Source organism: Actinocorallia populi (assembly GCF_002995495.1).
Classification (GTDB): Bacteria; Actinomycetota; Actinomycetes; order Streptosporangiales; family Streptosporangiaceae; genus Actinocorallia; species Actinocorallia populi.
Window position 1 is genome coordinate 94,733 of record NZ_PVZV01000006.1, and the last position, 24,702, is coordinate 119,434.

General features: G+C 71.2%; 24 protein-coding genes. 8 read left to right on the plus strand and 16 right to left on the minus strand.

Annotated features, from left to right (window positions below; all coding sequences use genetic code 11):
- Positions 1 to 31: 31 nt before the first annotated feature.
- Both C2865_RS23875 and ald read left to right on the plus strand, forming a co-directional pair.
- The gene (locus C2865_RS23875) at positions 32 to 1,408 is read left to right on the plus strand and encodes an aspartate aminotransferase family protein (protein ID WP_332873389.1); all 1,377 of its coding nucleotides are present in this window, start codon (positions 32 to 34) and stop codon (positions 1,406 to 1,408) included.
- A gap of 22 nt (positions 1,409 to 1,430) precedes the next feature.
- On the plus strand, positions 1,431 to 2,552 hold the full coding sequence (gene ald / locus C2865_RS23880) for an alanine dehydrogenase (RefSeq protein ID WP_106400798.1): 1,122 nt from the start codon (positions 1,431 to 1,433) through the stop codon (positions 2,550 to 2,552).
- Between the two features lie 70 nt (positions 2,553 to 2,622).
- Here ald and C2865_RS23885 read toward each other — a convergent pair whose 3' ends face one another.
- Positions 2,623 to 3,270 (minus strand): TetR/AcrR family transcriptional regulator, encoded by a 648-nt coding sequence (locus C2865_RS23885; RefSeq protein WP_106400799.1) that lies wholly within the window; start codon positions 3,268 to 3,270, stop codon positions 2,623 to 2,625.
- A 133-nt stretch (positions 3,271 to 3,403) separates the two neighbouring features.
- Here C2865_RS23885 and C2865_RS23890 point away from each other — a divergent pair, with 133 nt between their 5' ends.
- From C2865_RS23890 to C2865_RS23900, 3 genes are all read left to right on the plus strand, one after another.
- Positions 3,404 to 3,793 (plus strand): VOC family protein, encoded by a 390-nt coding sequence (locus tag C2865_RS23890; RefSeq protein WP_106400800.1) that lies wholly within the window; start codon positions 3,404 to 3,406, stop codon positions 3,791 to 3,793.
- Positions 3,794 to 3,860: 67 nt separating this feature from the next.
- Positions 3,861 to 4,472, plus strand: a complete 612-nt coding sequence (locus C2865_RS23895) for a dihydrofolate reductase family protein (protein WP_106400801.1) — start codon at positions 3,861 to 3,863, stop codon at positions 4,470 to 4,472.
- 177 nt (positions 4,473 to 4,649) lie between these two features.
- Entirely contained in the window at positions 4,650 to 5,060 is a 411-nt protein-coding gene (locus C2865_RS23900; protein WP_106401292.1) for a VOC family protein, read from the plus strand.
- Between the two features lie 72 nt (positions 5,061 to 5,132).
- On the opposite strand, the gene C2865_RS23905 is transcribed toward C2865_RS23900, so the two are convergent.
- Entirely contained in the window at positions 5,133 to 8,324 is a 3,192-nt protein-coding gene (locus tag C2865_RS23905) for an AfsR/SARP family transcriptional regulator (protein ID WP_106400802.1), read from the minus strand.
- 119 nt (positions 8,325 to 8,443) lie between these two features.
- Here C2865_RS23905 and C2865_RS23910 point away from each other — a divergent pair, with 119 nt between their 5' ends.
- Together C2865_RS23910 and C2865_RS23915 are read left to right on the plus strand one after the other, a co-directional pair.
- The gene (locus C2865_RS23910; RefSeq protein WP_106400803.1) at positions 8,444 to 9,040 is read left to right on the plus strand and encodes an NADPH-dependent FMN reductase; all 597 of its coding nucleotides are present in this window, start codon (positions 8,444 to 8,446) and stop codon (positions 9,038 to 9,040) included.
- A 19-nt stretch (positions 9,041 to 9,059) separates the two neighbouring features.
- The gene (locus tag C2865_RS23915) at positions 9,060 to 10,493 is read left to right on the plus strand and encodes an MFS transporter (RefSeq protein ID WP_106400804.1); all 1,434 of its coding nucleotides are present in this window, start codon (positions 9,060 to 9,062) and stop codon (positions 10,491 to 10,493) included.
- Between the two features lie 164 nt (positions 10,494 to 10,657).
- Here the strand turns inward: C2865_RS23915 and C2865_RS23920 are convergent, their stop codons facing one another.
- From C2865_RS23920 to C2865_RS23980, 14 genes are all read right to left on the minus strand, one after another.
- Positions 10,658 to 11,233: a hypothetical protein gene (locus C2865_RS23920; RefSeq protein WP_106400805.1), complete on the minus strand. Its 576-nt coding sequence runs from the start codon at positions 11,231 to 11,233 to the stop codon at positions 10,658 to 10,660.
- 90 nt (positions 11,234 to 11,323) lie between these two features.
- Positions 11,324 to 12,010 carry a hypothetical protein gene (locus tag C2865_RS23925; protein WP_157963898.1) on the minus strand — a complete coding sequence of 229 codons (687 nt, stop codon included), beginning with the start codon at positions 12,008 to 12,010 and terminating at the stop codon, positions 11,324 to 11,326.
- 26 nt (positions 12,011 to 12,036) lie between these two features.
- Positions 12,037 to 13,332, minus strand: coding sequence for an MCE family protein (locus C2865_RS23930; protein WP_106400807.1), 1,296 nt, complete (start codon positions 13,330 to 13,332; stop codon positions 12,037 to 12,039).
- Positions 13,329 to 14,357 carry an MlaD family protein gene (locus C2865_RS23935; protein WP_106400808.1) on the minus strand — a complete coding sequence of 343 codons (1,029 nt, stop codon included), beginning with the start codon at positions 14,355 to 14,357 and terminating at the stop codon, positions 13,329 to 13,331. The genes C2865_RS23930 and C2865_RS23935 overlap by 4 nt, the downstream gene beginning before the upstream one ends.
- Complete coding sequence (locus C2865_RS23940) at positions 14,357 to 15,394, minus strand: MCE family protein (protein WP_157963899.1); 1,038 nt, start codon at positions 15,392 to 15,394, stop codon at positions 14,357 to 14,359. Before C2865_RS23940 ends, C2865_RS23935 begins: the two co-directional genes overlap by 1 nt.
- Positions 15,391 to 16,371, minus strand: a complete 981-nt coding sequence (locus C2865_RS23945) for an MlaD family protein (protein WP_157963900.1) — start codon at positions 16,369 to 16,371, stop codon at positions 15,391 to 15,393. The genes C2865_RS23940 and C2865_RS23945 overlap by 4 nt, the downstream gene beginning before the upstream one ends.
- 53 nt (positions 16,372 to 16,424) lie before the next feature.
- Positions 16,425 to 17,438, minus strand: a complete 1,014-nt coding sequence (locus C2865_RS23950; RefSeq protein ID WP_106400810.1) for an MCE family protein — start codon at positions 17,436 to 17,438, stop codon at positions 16,425 to 16,427.
- Positions 17,435 to 18,460, minus strand: a complete 1,026-nt coding sequence (locus tag C2865_RS23955; RefSeq protein ID WP_106400811.1) for an MCE family protein — start codon at positions 18,458 to 18,460, stop codon at positions 17,435 to 17,437. The genes C2865_RS23950 and C2865_RS23955 overlap by 4 nt, the downstream gene beginning before the upstream one ends.
- Positions 18,457 to 19,299 (minus strand): ABC transporter permease, encoded by an 843-nt coding sequence (locus tag C2865_RS23960; protein ID WP_106400812.1) that lies wholly within the window; start codon positions 19,297 to 19,299, stop codon positions 18,457 to 18,459. Before C2865_RS23960 ends, C2865_RS23955 begins: the two co-directional genes overlap by 4 nt.
- On the minus strand, positions 19,300 to 20,100 hold the full coding sequence (locus tag C2865_RS23965; protein WP_106400813.1) for an MlaE family ABC transporter permease: 801 nt from the start codon (positions 20,098 to 20,100) through the stop codon (positions 19,300 to 19,302).
- 63 nt (positions 20,101 to 20,163) lie between these two features.
- Positions 20,164 to 21,087 (minus strand): metal-dependent hydrolase, encoded by a 924-nt coding sequence (locus C2865_RS23970; protein ID WP_106400814.1) that lies wholly within the window; start codon positions 21,085 to 21,087, stop codon positions 20,164 to 20,166.
- Entirely contained in the window at positions 21,084 to 21,935 is an 852-nt protein-coding gene (locus C2865_RS40190) for an SDR family NAD(P)-dependent oxidoreductase (protein WP_198653564.1), read from the minus strand. Before C2865_RS40190 ends, C2865_RS23970 begins: the two co-directional genes overlap by 4 nt.
- Complete coding sequence (locus C2865_RS40195; RefSeq protein ID WP_232835788.1) at positions 21,932 to 22,876, minus strand: alpha/beta fold hydrolase; 945 nt, start codon at positions 22,874 to 22,876, stop codon at positions 21,932 to 21,934. The genes C2865_RS40190 and C2865_RS40195 overlap by 4 nt, the downstream gene beginning before the upstream one ends.
- Positions 22,869 to 23,681 carry a M24 family metallopeptidase gene (locus C2865_RS23980; RefSeq protein ID WP_106400815.1) on the minus strand — a complete coding sequence of 271 codons (813 nt, stop codon included), beginning with the start codon at positions 23,679 to 23,681 and terminating at the stop codon, positions 22,869 to 22,871. Before C2865_RS23980 ends, C2865_RS40195 begins: the two co-directional genes overlap by 8 nt.
- A 215-nt stretch (positions 23,682 to 23,896) precedes the next feature.
- On the opposite strand from C2865_RS23980, the gene C2865_RS23985 reads away from it, so the two are divergent.
- On the plus strand, positions 23,897 to 24,535 hold the full coding sequence (locus C2865_RS23985) for a TetR/AcrR family transcriptional regulator (RefSeq protein WP_106400816.1): 639 nt from the start codon (positions 23,897 to 23,899) through the stop codon (positions 24,533 to 24,535).
- The last annotated feature ends 167 nt before the right edge of the window (positions 24,536 to 24,702 follow it).

Below are 24,702 nucleotides of genomic sequence, written 5' to 3' on the forward strand. Positions count from 1 at the left end.
GGGATCGCCGGACGCAACGGTTTCGGATGCGATCGGCCGCCGGCAGAAGGCCGCTCGTGACCACCTGTGGCTGCATTTCAGCCGCATGGGCGCGTATGAGACCGGCGAGATGCCGGTGATCGTCCGCGGCGAAGGCGCCTACCTCTACGACGAGCGCGGCCGCCGCTACCTCGACGGCCTGGCCGGGTTGTTCGTCTCGCAGCTCGGGCACGGCCGCGCCGATCTGGCGGAGACCGCCGCGGAGCAGGCCCGGAAGCTGGCTTTCATGCCGCTGTGGTCCTACGCCCACCCGGCCGCGATCGAGCTGGCGGAGAAGGTGGCTTCCTATGCGCCCGGTGATTTGAACCGGGTGTTCTTCACCTCCGGCGGCTCCGAGGCCGTCGAGTCGGCGTGGAAGCTGGCGAAGAACTACTTCAAACTGGTCGGCAAGCCGTTGAAGCACAAGGTGATCAGCCGCAGGATCGCCTACCACGGCACCACCCAGGGCGCCCTGTCGGTCACCGGCCTGCCCGCCCTCAAGCAGCAGTTCGAACCCCTGGTCCCCTCGACGTTCCGGGTGCCCAACACCAACGCCTACCGCGCGGCCGAGATCACCGGCGGCCTGCTCGACGGGTCGGACGCGGAGGCGTTCGGCCGCTGGGCCGCCGACCAGATCGCCGTGGCGATCGAGAACGAGGGCCCCGAGACGGTCGCGGCGATCTTCCTGGAGCCGGTGCAGAACTCCGGCGGCTGCTTCCCGCCCCCGCCGGGCTACTTCCAGCGTGTGCGGGAGATCTGCGACGCCTACGACGTCCTGCTGGTCTCCGACGAGGTCATCTGCGCCTTCGGTCGCCTCGGACACATGTTCGCGGCCGAGCGCTACGGGTACCAGCCCGACATCATCACCAGTGCGAAGGGCATCACCTCCGGCTACGCGCCCCTGGGCGCGATGATCGCAAGCGACCGTATCGCCGAGCCGTTCTGGCAGGGCACCGAGTCCTTCGCCCACGGCTACACCTTCGGCGGCCACCCCGTGGCCGCGGCCGTCGCCCTGCACAACCTGCAGATCTTCGAAGATGAACGCATCTTCGAGCACGTACGTGCCGGCGAAGGGGCGTTCCGGGCGACGCTGGAGAAGCTGCTCGACCTGCCGATCGTCGGCGACGTGCGCGGCGACGGCTACTTCTACGGCATCGAACTCGTCAAGGACAAGGCCACCAAGGAGACTTTCAACGCGGCCGAATGCGAGCGGCTGCTGCGCGGCTTCCTGTCCGGGGCCCTCCTCGACGCCGGTCTGTACTGCCGGGCCGACGACCGCGGCGACCCGGTGGTCCAGGTCGCGCCGCCGCTGATCTGCGACCAGCGGCACTTCGACGAGATGGAACAGATCCTGCGCGCGGTTCTCACCGAGGCCGCGACCCTCCTTTGACCTGTTGAAAGGGTGCATCATCATGAAGATCGGTGTTCCGAAGGAAGTCAAGAACCACGAGTACCGGGTGGCGATCACGCCGATCGGCGTACGGGAGCTCACGTCCCGCGGCCACGAGGTCTGCCTCGAGCGCGGCGCCGGTGCCGGCTCCTCCATCGGTGACGAGCAGTACGTCGCGGCCGGTGCCACCCTGCTGGACGGCGCCGACGACGTGTGGGGCACGGCGGACCTGGTGCTGAAGGTCAAGGAACCGGTCGCGGAGGAGTACCACCGCCTGCGCGAGGACCTGACGCTGTTCACCTACCTGCACCTGGCCGCCGACAAGCCGCTGACCGAGCGGCTGCTGGCCGCGAAGGTCACCGGCATCGCCTATGAGACCGTCCAGCTTCCCTCCGGCGGGCTGCCGCTGCTCTACCCGATGTCAGAGGTCGCCGGATGCCTCGCGCCGCAGGTGGGAGCGCATGCGCTGCTCAAGGCGCAGGGCGGCAGGGGAGTGCTGCTCGGCGGCGTCGGCGGGGTGGCCAACGCCAAGGTCGTCGTGATCGGCGCGGGCGTGGCGGGCCAGAACGCCGCCAACATCGCGCTCGGCATGGGCGCCGACGTCACGCTGCTGGACACCGACCTGGACAAGCTGCGCATGTCGTTCTGGCGCTACAACAACCGGGTCCGCGGCCTGGCCTCCTCCACCCTCGCGATCGAGGAGCAGGTCCGCCAGGCCGACCTGGTCATCGGAGCGGTCCTCATCCCCGGCGCCGCCGCCCCGAAACTGGTCACCAACGAGCTGGTCTCCCAGATGAAGCCCGGCTCCGTGCTCGTCGACATCGCCGTCGACCAGGGAGGCTGCTTCGAGGACACGCGCCCCACCACGCACGCCGACCCGACCTACCAGGTGCACGGTTCGACCTTCTACTGCGTGGCCAACATGCCGGGGGCGGTGCCGAACACCTCGACCTACGCGCTGACCAACGCCACCCTGCCGTACGTCGTGGCGCTGGCCGACAAGGGCTGGCGCCGGGCCTCGAACGAGGACCGCAGCCTCGCCCTGGGCCTGAACACCCACGGCGGCCGCCTCACCAACGCCCCGGTCGGCCAAGCCGTCGGCATCGAGGCGGTCCCTCTGGAGGCGGTGCTCCACCAGGGCTGAGCCGGTCCGACGCGCCTACGGTGCGGACGTTCCTCGGCCGACCGTTCTCCCGCGGGCGGAGGGGCTGCCCTCAGGCGGTGGCGTAGCCGGACAGGGCGGGCTCCAGCAGGTCGAAGGCGCAGGTGGCTTCGGCGGCGACGGACCGGGCGATCAGGTCGTCGGGGCGTCCGGCGAGGGTGAGGGTCTGGATGCGCTGGAACAGCACGCGGTGGACGGCGCCCAGCAGTCCGGCGGCGGTCTGGACGGTGATGTCGTCGGGCCGGGCGCCGGTGGCCTCGGCGAGCGCCCGCGCGAGGTGGTGTTCGCGCCGGTCGTGCAGGCCGCGCAGGCACGTGCTCAGGGTGGGGCTGTCGGCGATCATGCGGGCGAACTCCCGGCCGGAGAACCCGGCGACCGGGTCCTGGGCGGCGACGGCGTCGGCGAAGGCGCGGCGCAGCGCGGCCAGCGCCGATTCCCCCGGGTACCGGGCGGCGACGGCGCCGGCCAGGGAGGCGGCGAACTGGTCCTGGTGGTCCAGGGCCAGGTCCTCTTTGCGGGGGAAGTAGTTGGTGACGGTCTTCTTGGCGACGCGGGCGGCTACCGCGATCTCGGCGATGGTCGTCCGTTCGAAGCCCTGGGCGATGAACAGCCGGGTCGCGTGGTCGGAGATGAGCTGCCGGGTCTCCTGCTTCTTCGTCTCGCGCAGCCCGGTGGCCGGGCCGGATGTCTGGGTGTCCATGGGAGCAATCTTACACTCGTAGCATATTTATGTTGACACTATTTAGCGGTCTGTGTAAGTTTACGTCCGTCGCAAGTTTGCGACGGAGATACGTCGAGTGCGAGGGACGCCCCCCGCCGCATTGAGGAGACCCGTGCAGTTCGCCGCTTCCACCGTTTCGCTGACCGTCGACGACGTCACCGCGTCCCAGGAGTTCCTCACCGCCCACCTGGGCTACACCGTTCAGCAGGCCGCCGACGGCTTCGCGTCCCTGTCGCGCCCCGACGCGGTCGACATCGTCCTGCTCGCCCGCGGCACCCAGGTGCTGCCGCCCGAGCAGCGCGACCGGCACGCCGGCGGTGTGATCCTCGCCTTCACGCTCGCCGCGGGCCTGGAGGACCAGCAGAAGCGGCTGCACGACGCCGGAGTCCGCATCACCATGCCGCTGCGCGAGGAGCCCTGGGGTGAGCGCCTGTTCCAGGTCACCGACCCCAACGGGGTGATCGTCCAGTTCGTCGAATGGGCGGCTCCGGACACCGTCTGAGCCCCCTCCCTCCCGCGATCGCCCCCGACCGGCCCCAGGACGGGAACGCCACGAAAGAGAGCCCTTCTTGCGCAAGCTCGTGTACTACATCGCCACCACCCTCGACGGTTTCATCGCCGGTCCGGACGGCGCCGACCCCACCGGCCCGGACGGCTTCTGGCCCCTTCCCGCCGACTACATCCGGCACATCGCGGACCACTACCCCGAGACGCTGCCCGCCCCCGCCCGCGCCGCCCTGTCGGTCACCGCCGAAGGCACCCGCTTCGACACCGTCCTGGAGGGGCGCCGCAGCTACGAGATCGGGCTGAAGGCCGGGATCGCCGACGCCTTCCCGCACCTTCGCCACCTCGTCTTCTCCCGGACCCTCACCGAAAGCCCCGCCCCCGCCGTCGAGCTGGTCGCGACGGACCCCGCGGGGACGGTGCGCGAGCTCAAGCGCCAGGAGGGCAAGGACATCTGGCTGCTCGGCGGCGCCGAGCTGGCCGGCTCGCTGTACCGCGAGATCGACCGGCTGATCCTCAAGGTCGGCTCGCTGACCCTCGGAACGGGCATCCCGCTGTTCTCCCGCACGGCCGCCTTCGACCCCCGCGCCTGGAAGCTCACCGAGCACACCGTGCTCGACAGCGGCGCCGCCTTCCTCACCTACGACCGCCCCGCCGACCCCGACCCCGGCACATGAGGCCGGGGGCCCAGGGCCGCCGGGCTTCGCCGCCTCCGCCCGCCCCGCTCACGCCGGTCGCCAGCCGCTGAGAGCCGGGGTTGCCGCTGATGCGGTCGGCGGGTCGCGGTGAGCCGGATCGGGATCGATCAGGAATCGAGAAGCACCGGGCACCGGGCCGCGAATAACGTGCTCGTCATGGACATCACGGTTCACCAGACCTTTCTCCCGCATGACGACCCGGACGCCTCTCTGGCCTTCTACCGCGACACCCTCGGTTTCGAGGTCCGCAACGACGTCGGATACGAAGGGATGCGCTGGATCACGGTCGGCCCCGCCGGGCGCCCCGGCACGTCGATCGTCCTGCATCCGCCGGCCGCCGATCCCGGCATCACCGACGACGAGCGCCGCACCATCGGCGAGATGATGGCCAAGGGCACCTACGCCAGCATCATCCTGGCCACCGCCGATCTCGACGCCACCTTCGAGAAGCTGCAGGCCGGCGACGCCGAGGTCGTCCAGGAGCCGACCGAGCAGCCGTACGGCATCCGCGACTGCGCCTTCCGCGACCCCGCGGGCAACATGATCCGCATCCAGGAGGTCCGCTGAGCCGTCCGGCCACGGTGAAGATCCGCAGGAGGCCGGGCGGACGGCGTCGGGCCATACGGCAGGCCCCTCGGCTCACAGGTCGAGGAGTTCGGCGGTATCGGTGGTGCGGCCGCGGTGGAGTTCGGCCTCCAGGGCCTGCTCGTCGAGGGCGGCGCGGACCACCGCGGTGATGCGGTCCACGTCGAGACGGGCGGCGCGCGGCAGGAGCGCTCCAGCCGATTCCCTGGCCGCGGCCGCCGCGCCCAGCAGCCGGGCGGCGTACGCGTGGTCGCCCGCCAGCGCTCGGGCGCCGGCCATCCCTTCCAGCGCGAAGGCCACGGCCCGGGGGTCGGCGGTGCGGCGCGCGGCGGCCAGGCCCTGGAGGTGCAGGTCGCGGGCCGCCTGCGCGTCGCCGCGCTGCTCGGCGACGAAACCGAGTTCGACCAGGGCCAGCGCGACGCCGGGTTCGAAGTCCACCTGCCGCTGCCAGTCGAGCACGTCGCGCAACAGCTTCTCGGCGGCGTCCAGTCTGCCCTCGCGTCGCGCGACGAGCGCCAACCCGATCTCCGCGAACACCTCGCCGGGCCGGTAGCCCTGTTCGGCGGCCCGGCGGAGCGCCTGTTCGTGGAGGCGCCGAGCCTCGGCGTTGTCACCGTCCAGCAGCGCGATCCTGCCGAGCCCGGACAGCATGTAGGAGGACTGCATCCACGATCCGAGCTCTTCGGCCATGCGCAGACCCTGCTGGAGAAGGTCGAAAGCCTCCCGGTGGTCACCTCTGATCTCGGCCATCCTGGCGAGGAGGTCGGTGGCCCGCAGCCGCCCCCAGCGGTCCCCGAGGTCGTCGAAGAGCGCCGCGCCCTGCCCGGCGTGCCGGGCGCATGAGGAGAGGTCCCCGCGCAGGAGGGCGTAGTGGGCCATGGTGGTCAGCGCGGCGGCCGTGCCCCAGCGGTCCTCGAGGCGACGGAAGTCCGCCAGAGCCCGTCCCGCCAGTTCTTCTCCCGTCGTCGAGGCACCGCCGCCGAGCAGGATCTCGCCGAGGAACCACGCGGCTCTGGCCTGCCCGCGCGGATCGTCGAGGTGCTCGTACGGCTCGAGCGCGGCGAGGACCCGGTCCGTTCGGTCGACGCCATGGCGTCCCAGCAGTTCCATGCCCGTCCGCCAGGCTGCGACCGCCGCCCGAGGCGCGGAATCGGCCGGACCGCCGGCGTCCAGCGCCAGGCCCAGCAGCCGGCGGCCCTCACTGAGCCGGCCGCGCAGGAACCAGTACCACGCCATGGCGTCGGCCAGCCGCAGCGCGAGGTCCGGGCGGCCGCGCCGCACCGAGCCCTCGACGGCGGCGCGCAGGTTGGCGTGCTCCAGATCCAGGCGCTCCAGCCATCGCCGCTGCTCAGGGCCGCGCAGCAGCGGTTCGGCCCGTTCGGCGAGCTCGGTGTAGTAGCGGTCGCGCCGGGCCAGGACGCGTTCGGACTCGCCCGCCTCCTGCAGCCGCTCGGCGCAGTAAGCGGCCACGGATTCCAGCAGCCGGTAGCGGGAGCCGTGCACGTCACCGGCCACGACGACCATGGACCGGTCGACCAGGCGGGCCAGCAGGTCCGCGACGTCCTCGCCGGGCACGCCGTCCCCGGCGCAGACCGCCTCGGCGGCCTCCAGGGAGCAGCCGTCGGCGTGCACGGCCAGGCGGCGCAGTACGGTGCGCTCGGGAACGGTCAGCAGCTCCCAGCTCCAGTCGATCACGGCTCGCAGCGTTCGCTGCCGCCGGGGGACGTCCCGCCGCCCCGCCGACAGCAGGCGGAAGCGGTCGTCGAGCCGCGCCGCCAGCTCGTGCGCGCCGAGCGCCCGTACCCGGTTGGCCGCCAGTTCCAGCGCCAGCGGTATGCCGTCCAGACGGCGGCAGATCGACGCGACGGCGCGGGCGTTGTCCGCGGTGAGGGCGAAGCCCGGCGCCGCGGCGGCCGCGCGCGCCGTGAACAGCCGTACGGCGCTGAACCTCTGCAGGGTCGCGGGACCGGTCTCCGTCGCCGCGTACGGGGGTTCCAGCGGCGGCACCGCCCAGACCGCCTCCCCGCCGACCCCTAGCGTCTCCCGGCTGGTCGCCAGGATCCGCAGCTCGGGGGCGGCGGCCAGCAGCCGGTGGACCAGTTCGGCGGCGGGCGCGATGACATGTTCGCAGTTGTCGAGCACGAGCAGCATCCGCCTGTCGCGCAGCGCGCGGGTGATGCGGTCGGCAGGCCCGGCGGGGGAGGGGGCGGGCGCGACGTCGTCGCGAATCCCCAGCACGGCGGCCACCGCGTCCACCACCGCTTCCGGCTGGTCGAGCCCTGCCAGTTCGACGAGCCACACACCGTCGGGAACGGTGTCGAGCAGCCGTGCCGCCGTTTCCAGGGCGAGGCGGGTCTTGCCCACACCGCCCGGTCCGGTGAGCGTGACCAGCCGGGAGGAGGAGAGCAGCGCGCGCACCTCGGTGAGCGCCTCGGCCCTGCCGATCAGCTCGGTGGGCTGGGCGGGCAGGTTCGTGCGGAACCGTCCGGGCGCCGGGCTCAGGGCGGGGTCCTGGTGGAGGATCGCCTCGTAGAGGGCGACCAGTTCGGGACCGGGGTCCAGGCCCGTCTCCTCGCGCAGCCGGTCGCGCAGCCCGGCGAAGCTCTCCAACGCCTCGCTCTGCCGTCCGGACCGGTAGAGGGCGCGCATGTGCGCGGCGCGCAGCCGCTCCCGCAGCGGGTGGCGGACCACCAGGTCGCCCAGCTCACCGGCCAGCGGGCCGTGCTCGCCGAGGGCGAGCCGCGCCTCGGCGAGGTCCTCCACCGCGGTCAGCCGCTGCTCCTCCAGGCGCGTGATCGCGGTCCGGGTGAACTCCTCGTCGGCGAAGTCGGCGTACGCGGGGCCCCGCCACAACGCCAGCGCGTCGGCCAGCAGCGCCGCCTTGGTACGGGGATCGTCCGTGCTCCCGGCCCGCTGCAGCAGCGCGGCGAACCTGCCCGCGTCGAGCGCGTCGGGGCCGACGCGCAGCGCGTATCCCGGCGGCCGGAACACCAGCAGTTCCCGGCCGCCGGGCTCGGCGTCCTCCAGGGCCCGGCGCAGCTGGGACACCTTGACCTGGAGCGCGCCCGCGGGGTCGCGGGGCGGCCCGGCCCCCCACAGGTCGTCGATCAGCCGGTCCGCCGACAGCGGCCGCCCCTCCTGAACGAGCAGGTCGGCCAGCAGTGCCCGGACCGTCGGCCTCCGGATCGTGACCGGGGTGCCGTCGGCGGTCCGCACCTCCAGCGGACCCAGCACTCCGAATCGCATGTGATCACGATAACCCGGTCGAAACCCGCTGATCGGCACTGGAAAGCGATCGGAAAGCGGGCGGTAAGCGCGGAGCAGCAGAGTCGGGCCGGTACACCGACGACATGGAAGGAGCACCCATGACACCGGCGACGCCCCGCACCGGCCCGCTGCGGACGGCGATGCTCATCGGCAGCACCCGCAGAGGACGCTTCGGCCCCACAGTCGCCCGCTGGTTCGCCGGACTGGCCGGGCAGCGCACCGACATGGCCCTCGACGTCATCGACCTGGGCACGGCGGGGCTGCCTGACACGCTCATCGACGAGGGCGACGACGTTCCGGGGCCGGTGCGGGCCCTGGCCCCGCGCCTGGCGGCGGCCGACGCGTTCGTGATCGTCACGCCCGAGTACAACCACAGCTTCCCGGCGCCCCTCAAGACCGCCGTCGACTGGTTCGTGGACGAATGGCGGGCCAAGCCCGTCGGCTTCGTCTCGTACGGGGGGATGTCGGGCGGCCTGCGCGCGGTCGAGCAGCTCCGGCTGGTCTTCTCCGAACTGCACGCCGTGACCGTCCGCGACACCGTCAGCTTCCACTCCTGCCGGGAGAAGTTCGACGACGCGGGCCGGCCCGTCGACGCGGCGGGCTGCGACGCGGCCGCCAAGGGCCTGCTCGACCAGCTCGCCTGGTGGGCCCGCGCCCTCCGCGACGCCCGCACCGCACGTCCCTACGACCTGTGAACCTCCGAAGGGGATTCCGATGACCTCCGTGACCTCGAAAGGCTGGAGTCTGGCCCTGCTGGCCTTCTCCTGCCTCATCACCTCGCTCGACTTCACCATCGTGTACGTCGCGCTGCCCGACATCGTGCGGGAGGTCGGGTTCTCCGGCCACTCGGCGCAATGGGTCGTCAGCGCCTACGCCGTCTTCTTCGGCGGCTTCCTGCTCCTCGGCGGGCGGTCGGCCGACCTGCTGGGACGCCGCCGCATGTTCGTCCTGGGCATGGTCCTGTTCGGCGGCGCGTCCCTGCTCGGCGGGTTGGCGACCACGCCCGGCGCGCTGGTCACCGCGCGGGCGGTCCAGGGCGTGGGGGCCGCCCTGGCGTTCCCGGCGACCCTGTCGCTGGTCAACACCATGTTCGCCGAAGGACGTGAACGCGTCCGGGCGCTGTCCGTGTGGGCGATGGCCGGCGCGGGAGGGCTGAGCCTCGGCGCGCTGCTCGGCGGCGTGCTGACGCACGGGTTCGGCTGGGAGGCGGTCTTCCTGGTGAACGTGCCGCTGGTGATCGCCGCCGCGGCGGCGGCGTTCGTGCTGCTGGACGCGGACGGGCCGGTGGAGCGCGGCAGGAGCTACGACCTGCCCGGCGTGCTGACCGGTACGGCGGGCGCGACGCTCCTGGTGTACGCGATCGCCGAGATCCCCGAGGCGGGCTGGACGTCCACGACCATCGCCGCCCTCACGTCGGCGCTCGTGCTGCTGGCCGCCTTCTTCGGCATCGAGGCGCGCAGCCGCGACCCGCTGATGCCGCCGCGGCTGCTGCGCAACCGCAACCTCGTCTCCGCCCTGATGGTGATCTTCGTCTTCGGTGCCACCATGCAGAACGTCGTCTACTTCCTCACCCTGTACTTCCAGGATGTGCTGGGCTATTCGGCGCTGCGCGCAGGGCTGGCGTTCCTCAGCCTGTCCGCGGTGATCGCGCTGGCCAACTTCGCCGCCGGACGGCTGATGGTCCGCGTCGGCGTCCGCGCCACCCTGGTCGTGGCGCTGGTGCTCGGAGCGGCCGGGAGCGCCCTGCTGGCCGTGGGAATGACCTCCGGCGGCTCGTACCTCACCGTGCTCGCCGGGATCCTGGTCTACGGCCTCGGCATGGGCACCATCTACCCCACCCAGTTCGCGGCCGCCGGCACCGGAGTGGCTTCGCAGGAGCAGGGCATCGCGGGCGGCATGGCCAACACCGCCATGCAGCTGGGAGTGGGCGCGGGACTGGCCGTACTCGTCGGGGTCGCGGGCTCGGGCCTGGAAGGCCTGGCCGGTGAGACGCTGCGCGCGGCCACCGCCGACGGGCTGCGCGCCGCCGTCTTCCTGTCCGCGGCGCTGACGCTGCCGGGCATCCTCGCGGCCCTCGTCTTCCCCCGGCAGCGCGTTCCCGTGCGGACCGGCGACCCCGGTCCGGCTCACGCCGGAGCGGCGGGCTGACCCGGCACCGTCCACATGCGGCTGCGCAGGTCCATCTCGATCTCTGCGAAGGACTTGACGGTGGAACTCCTCGGCTTCCCTGCTTCCTCTGCTTCTGCTCGGTGACAGAAGAAGCCTGCGGGAGCCGGGAAAGCCGCGGAAGCAGGCACTTCAAAGGCACCGGGTTACCGCGGGGGAACCGGGGACGACCAGGCCGAACCCGGTGCGCGGCTCTCGGCGGACCTCCTGCGCGGCAGCGGCCCGACACCGGCGTGCCGGCCCGGACGCATGGCCGCGTGCCGCTGCCCGGGACCCGGCCCGGAACGGGCGGCCAGGGCGTCGGCCACGACACCGGTGGTGAAGGCGTAGACCGCCTTGTGCAGCAGATCCACCGCCAGTTCGCGGCGGGGCCATGATTCGGGCGGTGCGCCCACCCCGGTGGCGTTCTCCAGTATCTGGTCGTTGGTGAGCCGGACCACGGTGAACTTCGCCGAGGACCAGGGGCCGCGCAACCCGGCATGGGCCATCACCGAACGCAGCACTCCCAGCACGGCTCCCTGCCCCAGGTGCATGGCCCAGTTCGCCGCCTCGGACCGGCCCCCGGACTGTTCGGCCATCCCGGTCAGCCGCTCCAGCACCCGCGCCGGAACGTACGAGTCCGGTCGTCCCGTCAACCGCTGCTCCGCCTTCTCTCCCAACGTCATCACCATGCCCCCGGCCGCCCCGGCGACCAGCCCCTGCCACACCACGCGTTTCATCATGACGCCCCCCTACCCGGCAAAGGCTCTGCACTATCGGGTTATTTGTCTGTCTTTGTGGCGTAGGGGGCTTTTCTTCAAAGGTCCGTTTCCTCAGCGTGGGGCGTCGTCCGCGGTGTCCCGCCGCCCGGCGGAGACGGGGTTGCCTTCGGGATCGACCATCTTCTCCTCCAGGGCGCCGGCCGAGGCGAGGTCGCTGACGAGCCAGGCCCCGTCCTTCTCGATGAGTTTCAGGGAGAGGTGGGAGGCGGTCGTCCATTTCGTTCCCACTTTGCTGCGCATCTCGCTGTCGACCACGACGACGGCCGAGGCCAGGTCGCCGTTGATCTCTCCGAGGTAGACCGCGCGGACCTCGGCCGTGGAGGCGGCCTCCAGCCGGGTGATCGTGGGGGCGACCCCGGAGTCGAACTGGGTCCTGTAGGAGTCGGCGAAGTCGCCGGTGATCAGCCGGCTCACCGCCTTGCGGGAGGCGGTCACGTCACGGTGGTCGTAGGTGAGGAAGAGGCGGCCGAACTCCGCGGCGGCGGAGTCGACCTCCTGCCGCCTGTCCTCGGCCGCGGCGTGGGCCCGCCACTGCCAGCAGCCGACGGCGGCCAGGGCGGTGAGCGCGAGCACCGGCGCCCACCCGGCGATCCGGCGGTCGAACCGCGGGAGGCGCGGTCCGCGCCTCTGCTCGCCGTTCTCCTCGATGCCTTCGGCGGGCTCGGCGGACTCGGCGGGTTCGGTGGTCTGGTCTGCTTCGATCGGCTCGGTGCCTTCCGCGAGCTCGGTCTTCGCCATGGTCGTCTCCTTGTCGGTGTCGGCTTTCATGGGCGCCTTCGGTCTCGGACCCGCCGGGCCAGGACGAAGACGGCGCCTCCGGCCACGCGCACCAGGACCAGGAGGGCGAGGATCGGCGGCAGGTGGACCAGCCAGTTCTCGGGCCGGAAGGGCGATCGCTCCGCGGCGGGACGGACCGTGTCGGCGGCACGGGAGTCCGGCCGTACGGCCGGCGGCGCGGCCGGGACGCTCCCCGGCGGCTGCGCTCCGGCCTCGGAGGCGGGCGCGGTCTCGCGGGTTCCTCCGTCGCAGCCGGGTATCTCGGGCACGGCGGGGAGCTTCAACGGCTCCTTGTATTCGAGGGCCGGGGCGGGGTCGAGCAGGGTCACCACGAGGTTGGTGCGCAGCGACGGCTCGGGGGTGCCCGCACCGCTGCTCACGTCCTGCAGTACCGCGGTCAGGTCGGGGGCGACGGCAAGGGCTCTGGAGAGGTCCCTGGCACGGGCGTCGGAGAACACCGTGGGCAGTGTCGAGCCGATCGCGGAGTACAGGCAGTCCGCCTGCGGCATCGCGTCGAGGAGGTCGTTGATCCGTGCGAGTGCGTCCGGCGCCTGGTCGCGCAGGGCGGCGATCTCCTTGCGGAGGTCCTTGAGCGTCGCGGTGGTGGCGGCCAGACCGTCCAGTCCCGCTCCCACCTGGCCGCGCCGCCGGGCGAAGACGCGGGTGATGTCGGCGAGCCGCCGGTAGGTGGCGTCGAGTTCGGTGGCGTTGTCCGCGAAAGCGGACGAGAGCTGGTCGACGCCGTCGATCAGCGCGGCCAGGGACTCTCCGCGTCCGTTCCAGCCGACGGCCAGCTCATGGACGAGGGAGCGGGTGTCGTCGGGGGAGAGGAGCTTCAGCAGTTCCATCGAGCTGCCGAACAGGTCGGAGTAGGACAGCGGTTCTTCGGTTCTTTCGACCGGCACCACGTCGCCGGCCTTCAGATAAGGGCCGTCGCCGGGATCCCCTGGCTGCGGTTCGAATTCCACGAAGGGCTCGCCGACGGCGGACTTGCGCCGTGCCGAGGCGCCGGCGGTGTCCGGCACCCGGCTGTCGTGGTCGAGTTCCAGCTCGACCACGACCTTGCGGTCGCCCAGCCGCACCTGCCGAACGGTCCCTACCTTGACTCCGAGGTAGGCCACGTCGAAGCCCTCCCGAAGGCCGGGGGAGGCGGCGAACTCCACGGTCACCGGGTAGGGCCGGTCGGTGAGGCGCACCTTGAGCAGGGCGAAGACGGCCCAGGTGCTCACGATGGCGGTCAACACGGCGAAGACGAGGAGGTTGACCAGGACGCGGTTGTTCATTCCGTGTCTCCGTCCCGCTGCGGCCGCCCGGTCCTCCACCCCGGCGGCACCGCCGCCCGGACGGGAGGGACTCCGTCGGCCACCGGCATCACGACCCGCAGCGTCGCGGACATCAGCAGCTGTCCGTCGTGGACCGCGCGCGGGAACTTCTGCTCGAAGGCCAGCAGCTGGTCGATCAACCTGGTGATCCTGCTCCTGCTGCCGCCGAGCGAGGCCAGGACCGGATCGAGCTGCTCGAGCATCTCCAGGAGGGCGTCGGTGCGCTCACCCAGGACGGTGTCGTTGGTGGCCTCGGCGAGTCCGGCCAGCCGGTCGACACTTCTGATGATCTTCTGCCGGTCCTTCGCGAGGGCGCGGCTCGCGGTCTCCAACCGCGCGGGCAGGTCGGCGTAGCCGTCCTTGTTCTCGGCCAGCGACCTGCCCAGGCGGGCGAAGTCGTCGATGGCCCGGGTCAGCTCGGTGCGCTGGTCGGCGAACAGGTCGACGAGGGTGGCCGACTGCTCGATCATCTTGTTGAGCACGGCGCCCTTGTCGGCGAACGCCTCGGTGTAGGCGTCGACGACTCCGCTGACATCATGGGCGGCGAGCGCTTCGATCACCGCTCCGGCCTTGTCCACGACCTGTTCGAAATCGGGCTGGACGCCCGTGGAGGTGAATGCCGCGCCGTCGCGCATGAAAGGCCCGGTGGACAGGTCGGCGCCTTCGGGAATGGTCAGCCTGATGAAGTTCTCGCCCAGCAGCGAGGTCTTGGCGACCTCTGCCGTGGTGCCGACCGGTATGCGGTGCTCGTCGGCGATGGACATGGTGACCTCGGCCCGGTAGCCGACGAGCCTCACCTCGGTGACCGTCCCGATCCGGACGTCGGCCATCTGGACGCCGTGCCCCTCCACGAGGGTCTGCACATCGTCGAAGGTCGCCTTCAGCGACACCTCCCCCCGGGGAGAGCCCGCCGTGCGGATCGAACAGCCGCCCAGCAGGACCACGAGGCAGAGCATGAACGCCGGGAACGTGGCGCGTCGGGGCATCAGTCCTCCTGCCAGGGGCAGTTCGCGAACGGCTCCGGCAGGCAGGGCACCGGTTCTTTGAGGCCGAGCTGCTGGAAGATGGGTTTCATCCAGGCCCGGATGAACGCGTCGGTGCCGATCCGCAGCGTCAGCGAGTGGTGTTTCTCGTCCCAGGCGTCCACGAGTACGCCGCCGATCTCCGGCAGGGTTTCCAGCAGGTCGGCGACCGCCTTGCTGTTGGCCTTCAGCGTCAGCGCGATCTCGGTGAAGTTCGCCAGGTCACCGGGGAGCCGTTCCCGGTAGGCCTTGATGAGGACGTCGCCCCGCTTGATGAGGTCGACGAGCGCGCGGACCAGTTTCTGAATGTTCCTGCGCTCCTCGGACAAGAGGTCGCTGACGGTTCCGAAATCCTTCAGCAGCCGGTCGAGAGTCTTCTCCCGGTCTTTGACGACTCCGGTGAGGGTGTTGAGGTCACCGGCGACCTTCAGCAGCCGGTCGCTCTGCCCGGCCAGGGTGCGGGTCATCTCCGCCGACTGCTGGATCACCTGGTTGAACTGCTCGCCGTTGCCCTTGAAGGCCGCAGCGGCCCGGGACACTCCCGCGCTGAGCACGTCGGGGTCGAAGGCGTTGTTGAGGTCGGTGAACGCCTGCAGCGCGTCGTCCACCTCGACGGGCAGTTCGGTCCGCTCCCTGGGGATCACCGCGCCGTCGCGGGCCCTGGGAGCCCCTTTGCGCCAGGGCGGGAAGAGCACGAGGTTGCGCTCGCCGACCAGGTTGAGCGGGACGATCCCCGCGTGGACGTCGGCCGGAAGCGGGGTGTCCTCTCGGACGGAGAAGTCGACCTTCACCTGCGCGCCGACGATGATGATCTCCTCGACCCTGCCGACGTCCAGGCCCATCACCTTGACGGGAGATCCCTCGTAGAAGGCGATGGTCCGGTCGAAGTAGGCGGTGAGCCGGTAGCTGTCGGCGAACCGGTTGGTGACGTTGTCGGGAGCCGCGGAGCAGCCGGAGAGCGTCAGGCCCAGGACGGCGACGAGGCCGGAGAGGCGTTTCAAGGGCCGCCTCCGATGAAGCCGGGATTGAGGACGACCGCCCCGACCGGGCCGACGTCGATCCAGGGGCCGGATCTCCCCGCCCTGGTCAGCCCCTGGAAGGTCGGCGCGAGTAGTGCGAGGCCGGTGTTGAGGTCCTCGATGCCACCGCCCAGGGTGGTCCCGGCCAGGTGCAGGTCGTCGAGCAGGCCGGTGATGCTCTGCTGCCGGGTGGCGATGAGCCGGGACAGGGTGCCGACGGTCTGGCTGCCCTCGCCGAGTACGGCGGAGAGTTCGGCGCGCCGTTCGACCAGCTCCCGCAGGATGAGCCGACTGGATTCCAGGAGCTGGACGAGCTGCTGGTCCTTGGCCGCCAGGGCGCCGGTCAGCTTCTCGCCGTCCTCCATCAGCCGTACGAAATCCGGAGTGTGCTCGTTGAGGGTCGTGGTGAGGGCGCCGAGGTCGGTGAGCATGCGCCGGATCTTCTTCCGGTCGGGGTAGTCGATCTCCACGGCCTGGTCGAGCAGCTTCTCGACCAACTTCGTGTCGATCTTCTCGGCGATCCGCGTGGACTGCGACACCGCGTCGGTGACGGTGAACGGCGCGCTCGTGCGATCGGCGGGGACGTGCCGCTCCGTTTCGGGCAGGGAGTGCAGGTAGGGCGAGGCGACGGGGCCGGAGAGCTTGATGTAGCGGCCGCCCAGGAGGGTGGTCAGCTGGATGTCGGCGCGGGTCCGGCGGCCCAGCCGCACGCCGTGGTCGACCTTCCAGGCGATGACGACCTCGCCTTGGTCGTAGTCCGGCTCCACGCTCGTCACCCGCCCGACGGGGACCCCGGCCAGCCGTACGTCGTCGCCGCGCTTGACGCCGCCGCTGTCGGCGAAGGATCCGCTCATGAGATAGCCGCGTTCGAAGATCCGCAGGGTGCCCGCGGCGAAGGCGAGCAGGACCGTCAGGCCGATCACGCCGAGCGAGGTGAGCGCGAGGCGCTTCTTGTGCATGTCGCGGAAGGACCTCAGGCCGGCCTTTCGCGGCCATGGTGCTCTGATCCGCATCACTCGCCTCCCAGCATCATCGAGCGGAGGTCCCGTGCCGGTGGCAGGACGGGGTCGTACGGGCATGGGCCGTCGTCGAACTTGATGCAGGGCGCGGTCAGCCGGATGTAATCGCCTTCGTCGGTGGCGCTGAAGAGGGCGCGCAGCGCGGGGGGAAGTCCGTCGAGCACCTTGGTCAGCGAGTCCACGTTGAGGCGGGCCGTCTCGGCCAGTTCCGCCGCGTTGTCGATCAGCCGTCCGACGCGTCTCTCGTCGCCGCCCAGCACCACGTCGAGGTCGCGGGCGGTCCGCGAGACCTCGACGAGGGCCTCGTCGAGCACCCCGCGCGAGTCGGCGAACGCCTGCGTGAGGGTCGCCAGGTCGTCGACGACCTGCGCGATCTGCCGGTCGCGGCGGCCGAGGGCCTCGAAGACGGTGCGGTAGTCCTTCACCATCTGCCCGATGGTCCCCTGACGGGAGGCGAAGGCCGCCAGCAGCGTGTCCAGGTCGTCGGCGATCCGCGCGATGTTGCCCTGGTTGCCGTCGATGGCCTGGGAGAAGGCGGTGAGCAGCCTGTTGATCTGGGCGGGGTCGAGGCTGCGGGTGAGCGGTCCGAGGCCGTTCACCACGGTGCTGAGGTCGACCACCGAGCGGGTGCGGGTGACTCGGGCCCCGTCGGCGAGCATCTTCCGGCTGTCGCCCGGCTCGAGGTAGACCATGCGCTGGCCGATCGCGTTGCGCCAGCGGATGGAGATCTCCGAGTCCTCGGGGACCCTGATGCCGTCGTCGATCCGCAGTGTGACCACCGCGCGGCCGTCCTCGACCCCGATGCCGTCGACCCTGCCGACCGGAGCTCCGGCGATCTTCACCTGGTCGCCTTCGAGCAGACCGGTGACGTCGTCGAAGACTCCCGTGATCCGGTATCGGTCCCCGAAGTCGATCTGGAGGATCTGGGCCGCGATATAGAGGGTGAGCGTGCCGGTGACCAGGAAGAACAGCCCGAACCTGGACATCGCCTGCGTGGGAAGGGTCATCGCCGGCCTCCCCGGGCGGGGCAGAGGTCGAGGACGATCTGGCAGACGTCCGTGGGCAGCACGATGTCGGCCGAACCCATCAGGGTGTCGTGGGGCGCCTTCTCGCGCATGATCCCGCCGACCAGGCCGAAGAAGTCGGCCAGCCCGTCGACGAGCACCGGCAGGTTCTTCAGCTGGGCGTTCAGGACGGCCGCCGCACGGGTTCCGGCGTCCACGACATGGCGGGTGTTCTCCCGGTTGTCACGAAGGAAGGCGGTGACCTCGTCGCTCGCCTCGATCGCCTGGTCGAGCAGGGCGGTGTAGCGCTCGGGGCGGGTGCCCGCGGTCGCCAGCAGCGCATCGGCGTCCGCCGCGGTCGAGGCGAGGCTCTCTCCCCGGTCGCCGAAGGTCTCGGCGAGGTCTCCGGCGTCTTGGAGGAGACCGCGCGTGACGTCGGTGCTCCCGGCCATGACGTCCAGGACCTCGGCCGAGTTGTCCACCGTGCGGCCGAGCTGCTCGCCCCTGCCGGACACGGCCTGGGAGAACGTGTCGAGCAGGGCGCCGAACTCGGCCGGGTCGAAGGCGTTCGCCAGTTCGTAGGCGGGGCGGGCGGTGTCGGCCGGGTCGATCGGCTCGACGGTCCTGGCGATGGACATGCCGTCGTCCAGGAAGGGGCCGATTCCCTCGCCTTCGCCGGGTTCGATGACGACGTCCTTGGGGCCGAAGACGGAGACCGCCTCCACGGTCGCCTCCGCGCTCACCGGGATCCTGACCCCGTCGTCGATGCGCAGCCCCACGACGGCGCGGCCGTCCGGGGCCAGGTCGACCGAGGTCACCCGGCCGACCTCGACTCCGCGGATCTTGACCTCGGAATGGGTGTCCAGGCCCTGGCCGGCCTGGTCGAAAGCGGCCTTCAGCCGGTGGGAGCCCTCGTGTCCGGGAACCGCCGCGAGACCTGCGGCCAGCACGGCGCCGCTCATCAGCGCGATGCCCACCGCGGCGAAGAGCGCCCGGGTCGGGCGGGAGAGATGGTCCTGGTTCATCCGGTCAACCTCATCGTTCCGCCCTGGCCCCAGAAGACGAAGGACAGCGCGAGGTTCACCATCACGATCGCGACCATCGACTCGCGGATGGCACGGCCGGTCGCCAGGCCCACGCCGACCGGACCTCCGGTGGCGAAGTAGCCGCGGTATCCGTGGATGAGCATCACGATGACGGCGAACACAGCGATCTTGATGACGCTGTAGAGGATGTCGCGGGTCGGCAGGAACAGGTGGAAGTAGTAGTCGTAGACGCCCTCGGACAGGCCGAAGAACCAGGTGGTGATGAACTCGGCCGCGAAGAACGTCCCGTACAGGGCGATGAGGTAGAGCGGGATCAGTGTGATGAGCACGGCCGCGATCCGGGTGCACACCAGATGGCTCAGGGAGTTGATCCCCATGACGTCCAGGGCGTCGATCTCCTCGGAGATGCGCATGGCCCCGATCTCGGCGGTGAACGCCGAGCCGACCTGCGCGACGAGCGCGATCGCGGCGATGACCGGGGACACCTCGCGCACGCTGGAGAAGCTGACGACCAGCCCGGTGAAGGACTCCACGCCCAGGCGCTGCAGGCCGGGGAAGCCCTGGAGGCCGACCTGCGCGCCGGTGGCCATGGACATGAACAGCATGACGAAGACCATGCCGCTGCCGACGACAACCGCGCCGACGCCGATGGACAGGTCGCTGACCTGCCGCAGGATCTGCGGGAAGTACTTGCGCCGCAGCACCAGGTCCAGCAGGAGGAAGGTGAGGACGCGCCCGACGAAGATCGGGAAGCGTAGCTTGAGGGAAGGCCTGGAGACCCTCCCCGCGAACACGCGCAGGGGATGGATGGCGACCATTCAGATCCTCGGGGGGACGAGCACCAGATACAGCGTGGTGATGACGTAGTTGGCGGTGAAGATCAGCAGTGTCGCCACGACGACCGAGACGTTGACCGCGCGGCCGACGCCCGTCGGGCCCCGCTCGCAGGTCATGCCGATGTAGCAGGCGACGATCGCGGCGATCATGCCGAACAGCCCGGCCTTGAACAGGGTGACGAGCAGGTCGGTCGGCTGGAGCAGCAGCGTGGCGCCGTCGAAGTAGGCGCCCGGGCTCACGCCCTGCCGGATGACGTTGAAGTAGAAGCCGCCCGCGACCCCGGCCAGGATGATCAGGGAGACCAGCAGGACGCCGACGAGCGCCCCCGCCCACAACCGGGGGGTGACCAGCCGGTGCACCGGGTTGATGCCCATGACCTCCAGCGCGTCCAGTTCCTCGCGGATGCGCCGGGCGCCCATGTCCGCGGCCATCGCCGAGCCGGCCGCGCCGGAGATGAGCAGCGCCGAGGCCAGCGGGGCGACCTCGCGCACCAGCCCGAAGACGACCGCGGAACCGGTCGCGGACTGCGCGCCGATCTGCCGGGAGATGTCGCCGACGTGCAGGGCGATGGTCGCGCCGAGCGGGAGCGCGACGAGGAACACCGGCCAGGCGGTGACCTTGGCGATGAACCAGCACTGCTCGACGAACTCGCGCCACCACTGCCGGACGTCCCAGCTGCGGCGCAGTCCTTCCAGCAGCGTGGCGAACAGCTCGCCCGTCCGTTCGAGCGCCTGATCGCCCAGAGTCAGGCCTCGGCTGATCACTCTGCCGGTCGTGGCCATGGTCTGCTCCTCGGCGAGGTCGTCGGGGGTACCTGGTGCCTGCGGGGCCTTCGGCCTGCGCCCTTACCGGTCAGGGGACGGAGGGCGGGTACGGGCGGCGGCCAGGGCGGCGGGGGAGGTGGCGAGGTAGTCCAGGGCCTTTCGGGTGGAGCATTCGGCGGAGGGGTGGTAGTCGCGGCGCAGGTAGGTGCGTGCGGCGGTGAGCATGAAGCGGTTGCTGGGGAAGATGCCCCGGCGGACGGCTCTGCGGTAGTCGCGGAGGCGGGGGCGGACGCCGTGGAGGGCGGGGTCCTTGGCGCACAGGTAGGCGGCGCCGACGTAGACGGCCAGGGGCATGGCGACGGCGCCGATGAAGAAGGCGATGAAGCGGCGCCAGTAGACGCCGCTCAGATGCTGGTAGACGTCGAAGGCGACGGAGCGGTGTTCGACCTCCTCGGCGCCGTGCCAGCGCAGCAGGTCCATCATGGTGGGGTCGGCGCCCGCCTCGTCGAGAGCGCGGGCGTCCAGGATCCACTGGCCCAGGACGGCGGTGTAGTGCTCGATCCCGGAGATGATGCCGATCCGGAAGTCCAGCCAGCGGCGGCGGGTGAAGACCGGCAGCGGCGGGCGGTCGCCGAGGAGGACGGTGAACATCCACTCGATCCTGCGGGTGAGGGGACGGGGATCGAGCCCCTGCTCGAGCATCTGGTGGTCGAGGACGCCCTGGTGGGAGTAGGCGTGCACGGCCTCCTGGCCCATGAAGCCCCTGACTTCTCTGCGTAGTTGCTCCTGGTCTTCGGCGATCAGCGGCAGCGCCTGCTTGTAGACGTGCACGAACCACCGTTCCCCGGCGGGCAGCAGCAGGTGCAGGGTGTTGATGAAGTGGGTGGCGACGGGCTCTCCCGGGATCCAGTGCAGCGGTGTGCGGGTCCAGTCGAACTTCACGCGCCGGGGAGTGATGTGCGGGTGCCGTTCGTCGAGCCGGACGGCGTCGGGAGATTCGCTCATGAACTTCTCCGGGTGGCTTCGCTGTTCCATCTGGCGGTGGGGTCGATGCGGGCCATCAGCCGCATCGCTCCCGGGGACAGCCGGGAGAGGGCCTGGTTGATCCGTGCTTCCGCGGTCACAGGTGCGACCGCGGTGTTGCGGTCGACCGCGTGCAGGATCCTCTCGGCGACCTTCTCCGGCGGGTAGTTGCGCAGCGCGTACAGCCGGCTCGCGGCCCGGCGCGCCCGTTCCTGCGCGTCGGCGTCCAGTCCGGCGTACTCGGTGGAGCGGGAGATCCCGGTGTTGACGAACCCGGGGCAGATCGCGCTGACGCCTATGCGGTGCTCGGCCAGGTCGGCGCGCAGGCACTGGCTCAGCATCAGCACCGCCGCCTTGGTCGACGCATAGGCGGCCATCGCCCGGTGGGGAGTGAACGCGGCGGCCGACGCGACGTTGACGAGGTGGCCGCCATGGCCCCGCTCGACCATCTGGCGCCCGAACAGCCGGCAGCCTCGAGCCACCCCGCCCAGATTGATCTGCACGATCCGCTCCCAGGCATCGGGCTCGGTTTCCAGCAGCGAGCCCGCCATCCCGATCCCCGCGTTGTTGACCACGACGTGGGGGACACCGGCTCTGTCCGCGACCTCGGCGGCGAAACCGGCCATCGAGTCCTCGTCCGCCACGTCCACGGCCAGTGAGAGAGTCCCGGGCGTCCTGGCCAGCCCGGCGGTGCGCTCCGCCGCCTCCTCATCGATGTCGGCAGCCACGATCCGGGCTCCGCGTGCGGCGAAGGCCAGCGCGGTGGCACGTCCGATGCCGCTTCCGGCACCGGTCACCACGACCAGCTTGCCCTTGTACGACTTGTTCATGAGGCGGCCCTCGAGAGCTCGGAGACCCTCGCCTGCCGGAGCGCCGCGGATTCGGCGCCGCCCTCGACGTGGTCGACCAGTTCGGTGACCGCCGCGGCGACGGCCCGCGTCCGGGCGCGGATCGAACTCCAGTGCCCGGCGGCCAGCTCGCGTCGCCACAGGCGGCCGGTGTAGCGGGCCAGGTCCTTGGACTGCTCGGGTGAGACGAACAGGTCGCGGGTCGGGGCGATCACCTGGACGGGTACGTCGGTGGTGACCGGACGGCCCGGCCGCAGGAAGCGGAGGCCGTTGGCCTTGTACAGCTTCATCCCGTGCAGCGCGTCCTGGGAGAAGGTGGGGGCGGGCCTGCGCCGGACGCCTTCCAGGCGCTCGATGAGCACGGGGAACAACCGGACGCCGCCCAACCGCCACACCAGCCCGCCGACCCCCGGGATCGCGCCCGCCAGCAGGTACCAGGACCGGGCGAACTGCCCGAGGAGCTGCCGCAGGTGCCGGGGGGTGGGGCGGCGCAGCCGGTCGCGCACCCACTGGCCGAAGTGCTCGATGCACGGACCCGAGATCGAGGTGAACGAGGCGATGCGGCCGGGGAGCCGGCCCCCGGTGACGGCTCCCCAGCCCTGCACCGACCCCCAGTCGTGCCCGACCAGGTGCACCGGGCGGTCCGGGGAGACCGCGTCCGCCACGGCGCGCAGGTCGTCGGCGAGGTTCTCCATCACGTACGCCTTCGTCCGGCGTGGCCGGGACGAGCCGCCCGCACCGCGCACGTCGTAGGTCACCACGTGGAACTCCGCGGCCAGCAGCCCGGCCACCGGCTCCCAGACCTCCTGGGTGTCGGGGTAGCCGTGCACCAGGACGACCGTCGCCCGGCCTCCGGCGCCGTATTCGCGGACGGCGAGCCTGACCCCGTTCGCCTGGACCGTCCGGGTGGTGAAGTCACTCATGGCAGGCCTCCGCCCAGCGGCGGACGTGCGGGAGGTCGTCGTCGAGCCAGTACGCGTCGTCCTCGGTGACCACCAGCAGCTCCTCGAACTTGGCCCCCACGTCGCGGAGGCCGAGATGCGGCTCCACCGCCCACAGCCCGGGGGTCGGCGCGTGCCGCGACCGGCTGCCGCCGTTCCAGAGCGGGGAGCGCCCCGCCAGCCGCTCCTTGATCAGGTCTCGGCCGACGGTCTGCAGGGTCCGCGCTCCGAAGGCGCCGATGACGAGGTTGCGGGGGAGGCGGCTCTCCAGCCTGCCCACCTGGTGGCCGATGACCCTGCCGGGGTACTTGCGGTGGCGGTTCTCGTAGCCGTCGCGTTCGATCCGCCGGTCGACCTCGGCGTAGATGTCGGCGAAGGTGCGCCGTTCGCGGACCAGACCGACGATCAGCGTCCGGTAGGCGGCCAGGCCGGCCACCAGCTCTCTCCAGGCGGGGTTGTCGCCCAGGCAGCCCGAGTAGCCGATGTCGGCGGTGTAGCCGTCCACGATCGGCGCCGCGTCCAGGACGTAGGGCATGCCCTCGGCCAGCCTCCTGCCGGTGGGCAGGAACTGGTGCGGCAGCCGCACGCCGCGGAAGGCCGTCCGGTCGCCGAACCAGGCGAACGGGACGTGGAACCAGTCGTCGACGCCGTGGTCCACCAGCCGGCGGCGCATGCGCCGCGCCGCCTCCTTCTCCGTCACGCCCGGCTCGAGTCCGGCCGCGACCTCCTCGGCGCACCGGTAGGCCAGCGCCTGCACCTCCCGATGCCGTTCGAGATCGGCTTCCATCGCCACGCTCCACGCCTCCGGACGGTCCGTGCCCGCCGCTAATCGGATGAGGCGTCCAATATGAGCCGGGGTTTGAACGAAAGTCAAGACCTCGCTCCGTAGGTGCGGCGCCACGGAGCGGAACACGCCATGGCCCGGCACGGACTGGAAAAGGTGTCTAATATCGTGGGAGACCGCGTCTCGACCGAGGAACCGCGCAGGAAGACCGACCGCACATGACGACAGCGCCGCGGGCACGCAACGGCCGGAACGCCGGCGCCGCCAAGCCCACCGACCGCGGCGAGGCGCGCTCCGCGCTCCTGGCCGCGGCGAGCACGCTGTTCGGCGAACGCGCCTACGACCTGGTGTCCTGCGACGACATCGCCGCCGAAGCAGGCCTGTCCAAGGGGCTCATCTACTACTACTTCAACAGCAAGCGCGGCCTTTTCCTCGCCCTGATCAAGGACGCCGCGGAGTCGCTGAACTCCCTCGCCGAGGAGTACGGCGACGTCTCACCCGCCGAACGCCTCATCCGCACCCTGGACGGCTACCTGTGGTGGGCCGACACCCACCGCTCGGCCTTCCACACCATCACCAGCGGCGGCATCGGCGTGGACACCGAGGTCGCCGCCGTCTACACCACGGTCCGCAGCCGGCTGCTGACCACCATGTCCCGAACACTCGTCGGCACCCCCGACCCGCCTCCGCTCCTGCGGATCGCGCTGGACGGCTGGCTGGCCTTCGTCGAAGGGATCACCGCCTCCTGGCTGCGCACCCCCGGCACCGGCCGGGCGGCCGTTCGCGACCTCGCGATCGACATCCTGGTGAGCACCCTGGCCGCTGCAGGCCACCCCATCCCCGCCGAGGAGAGCTGAACGGCTCCGCAGCCGGACACCTCGGCAGACCGGGACGGCACTCTCCGCGCCACACGCCCGGCGGTCTTCGGGCGCGCGCCTTTTCGGGTGGGCGGTCCGCATGCGGTCGGATTTTTGAGTCCCAGGGGATCTTGCACATGTGCCGCTCTCGGGTTGAAGGTGACACG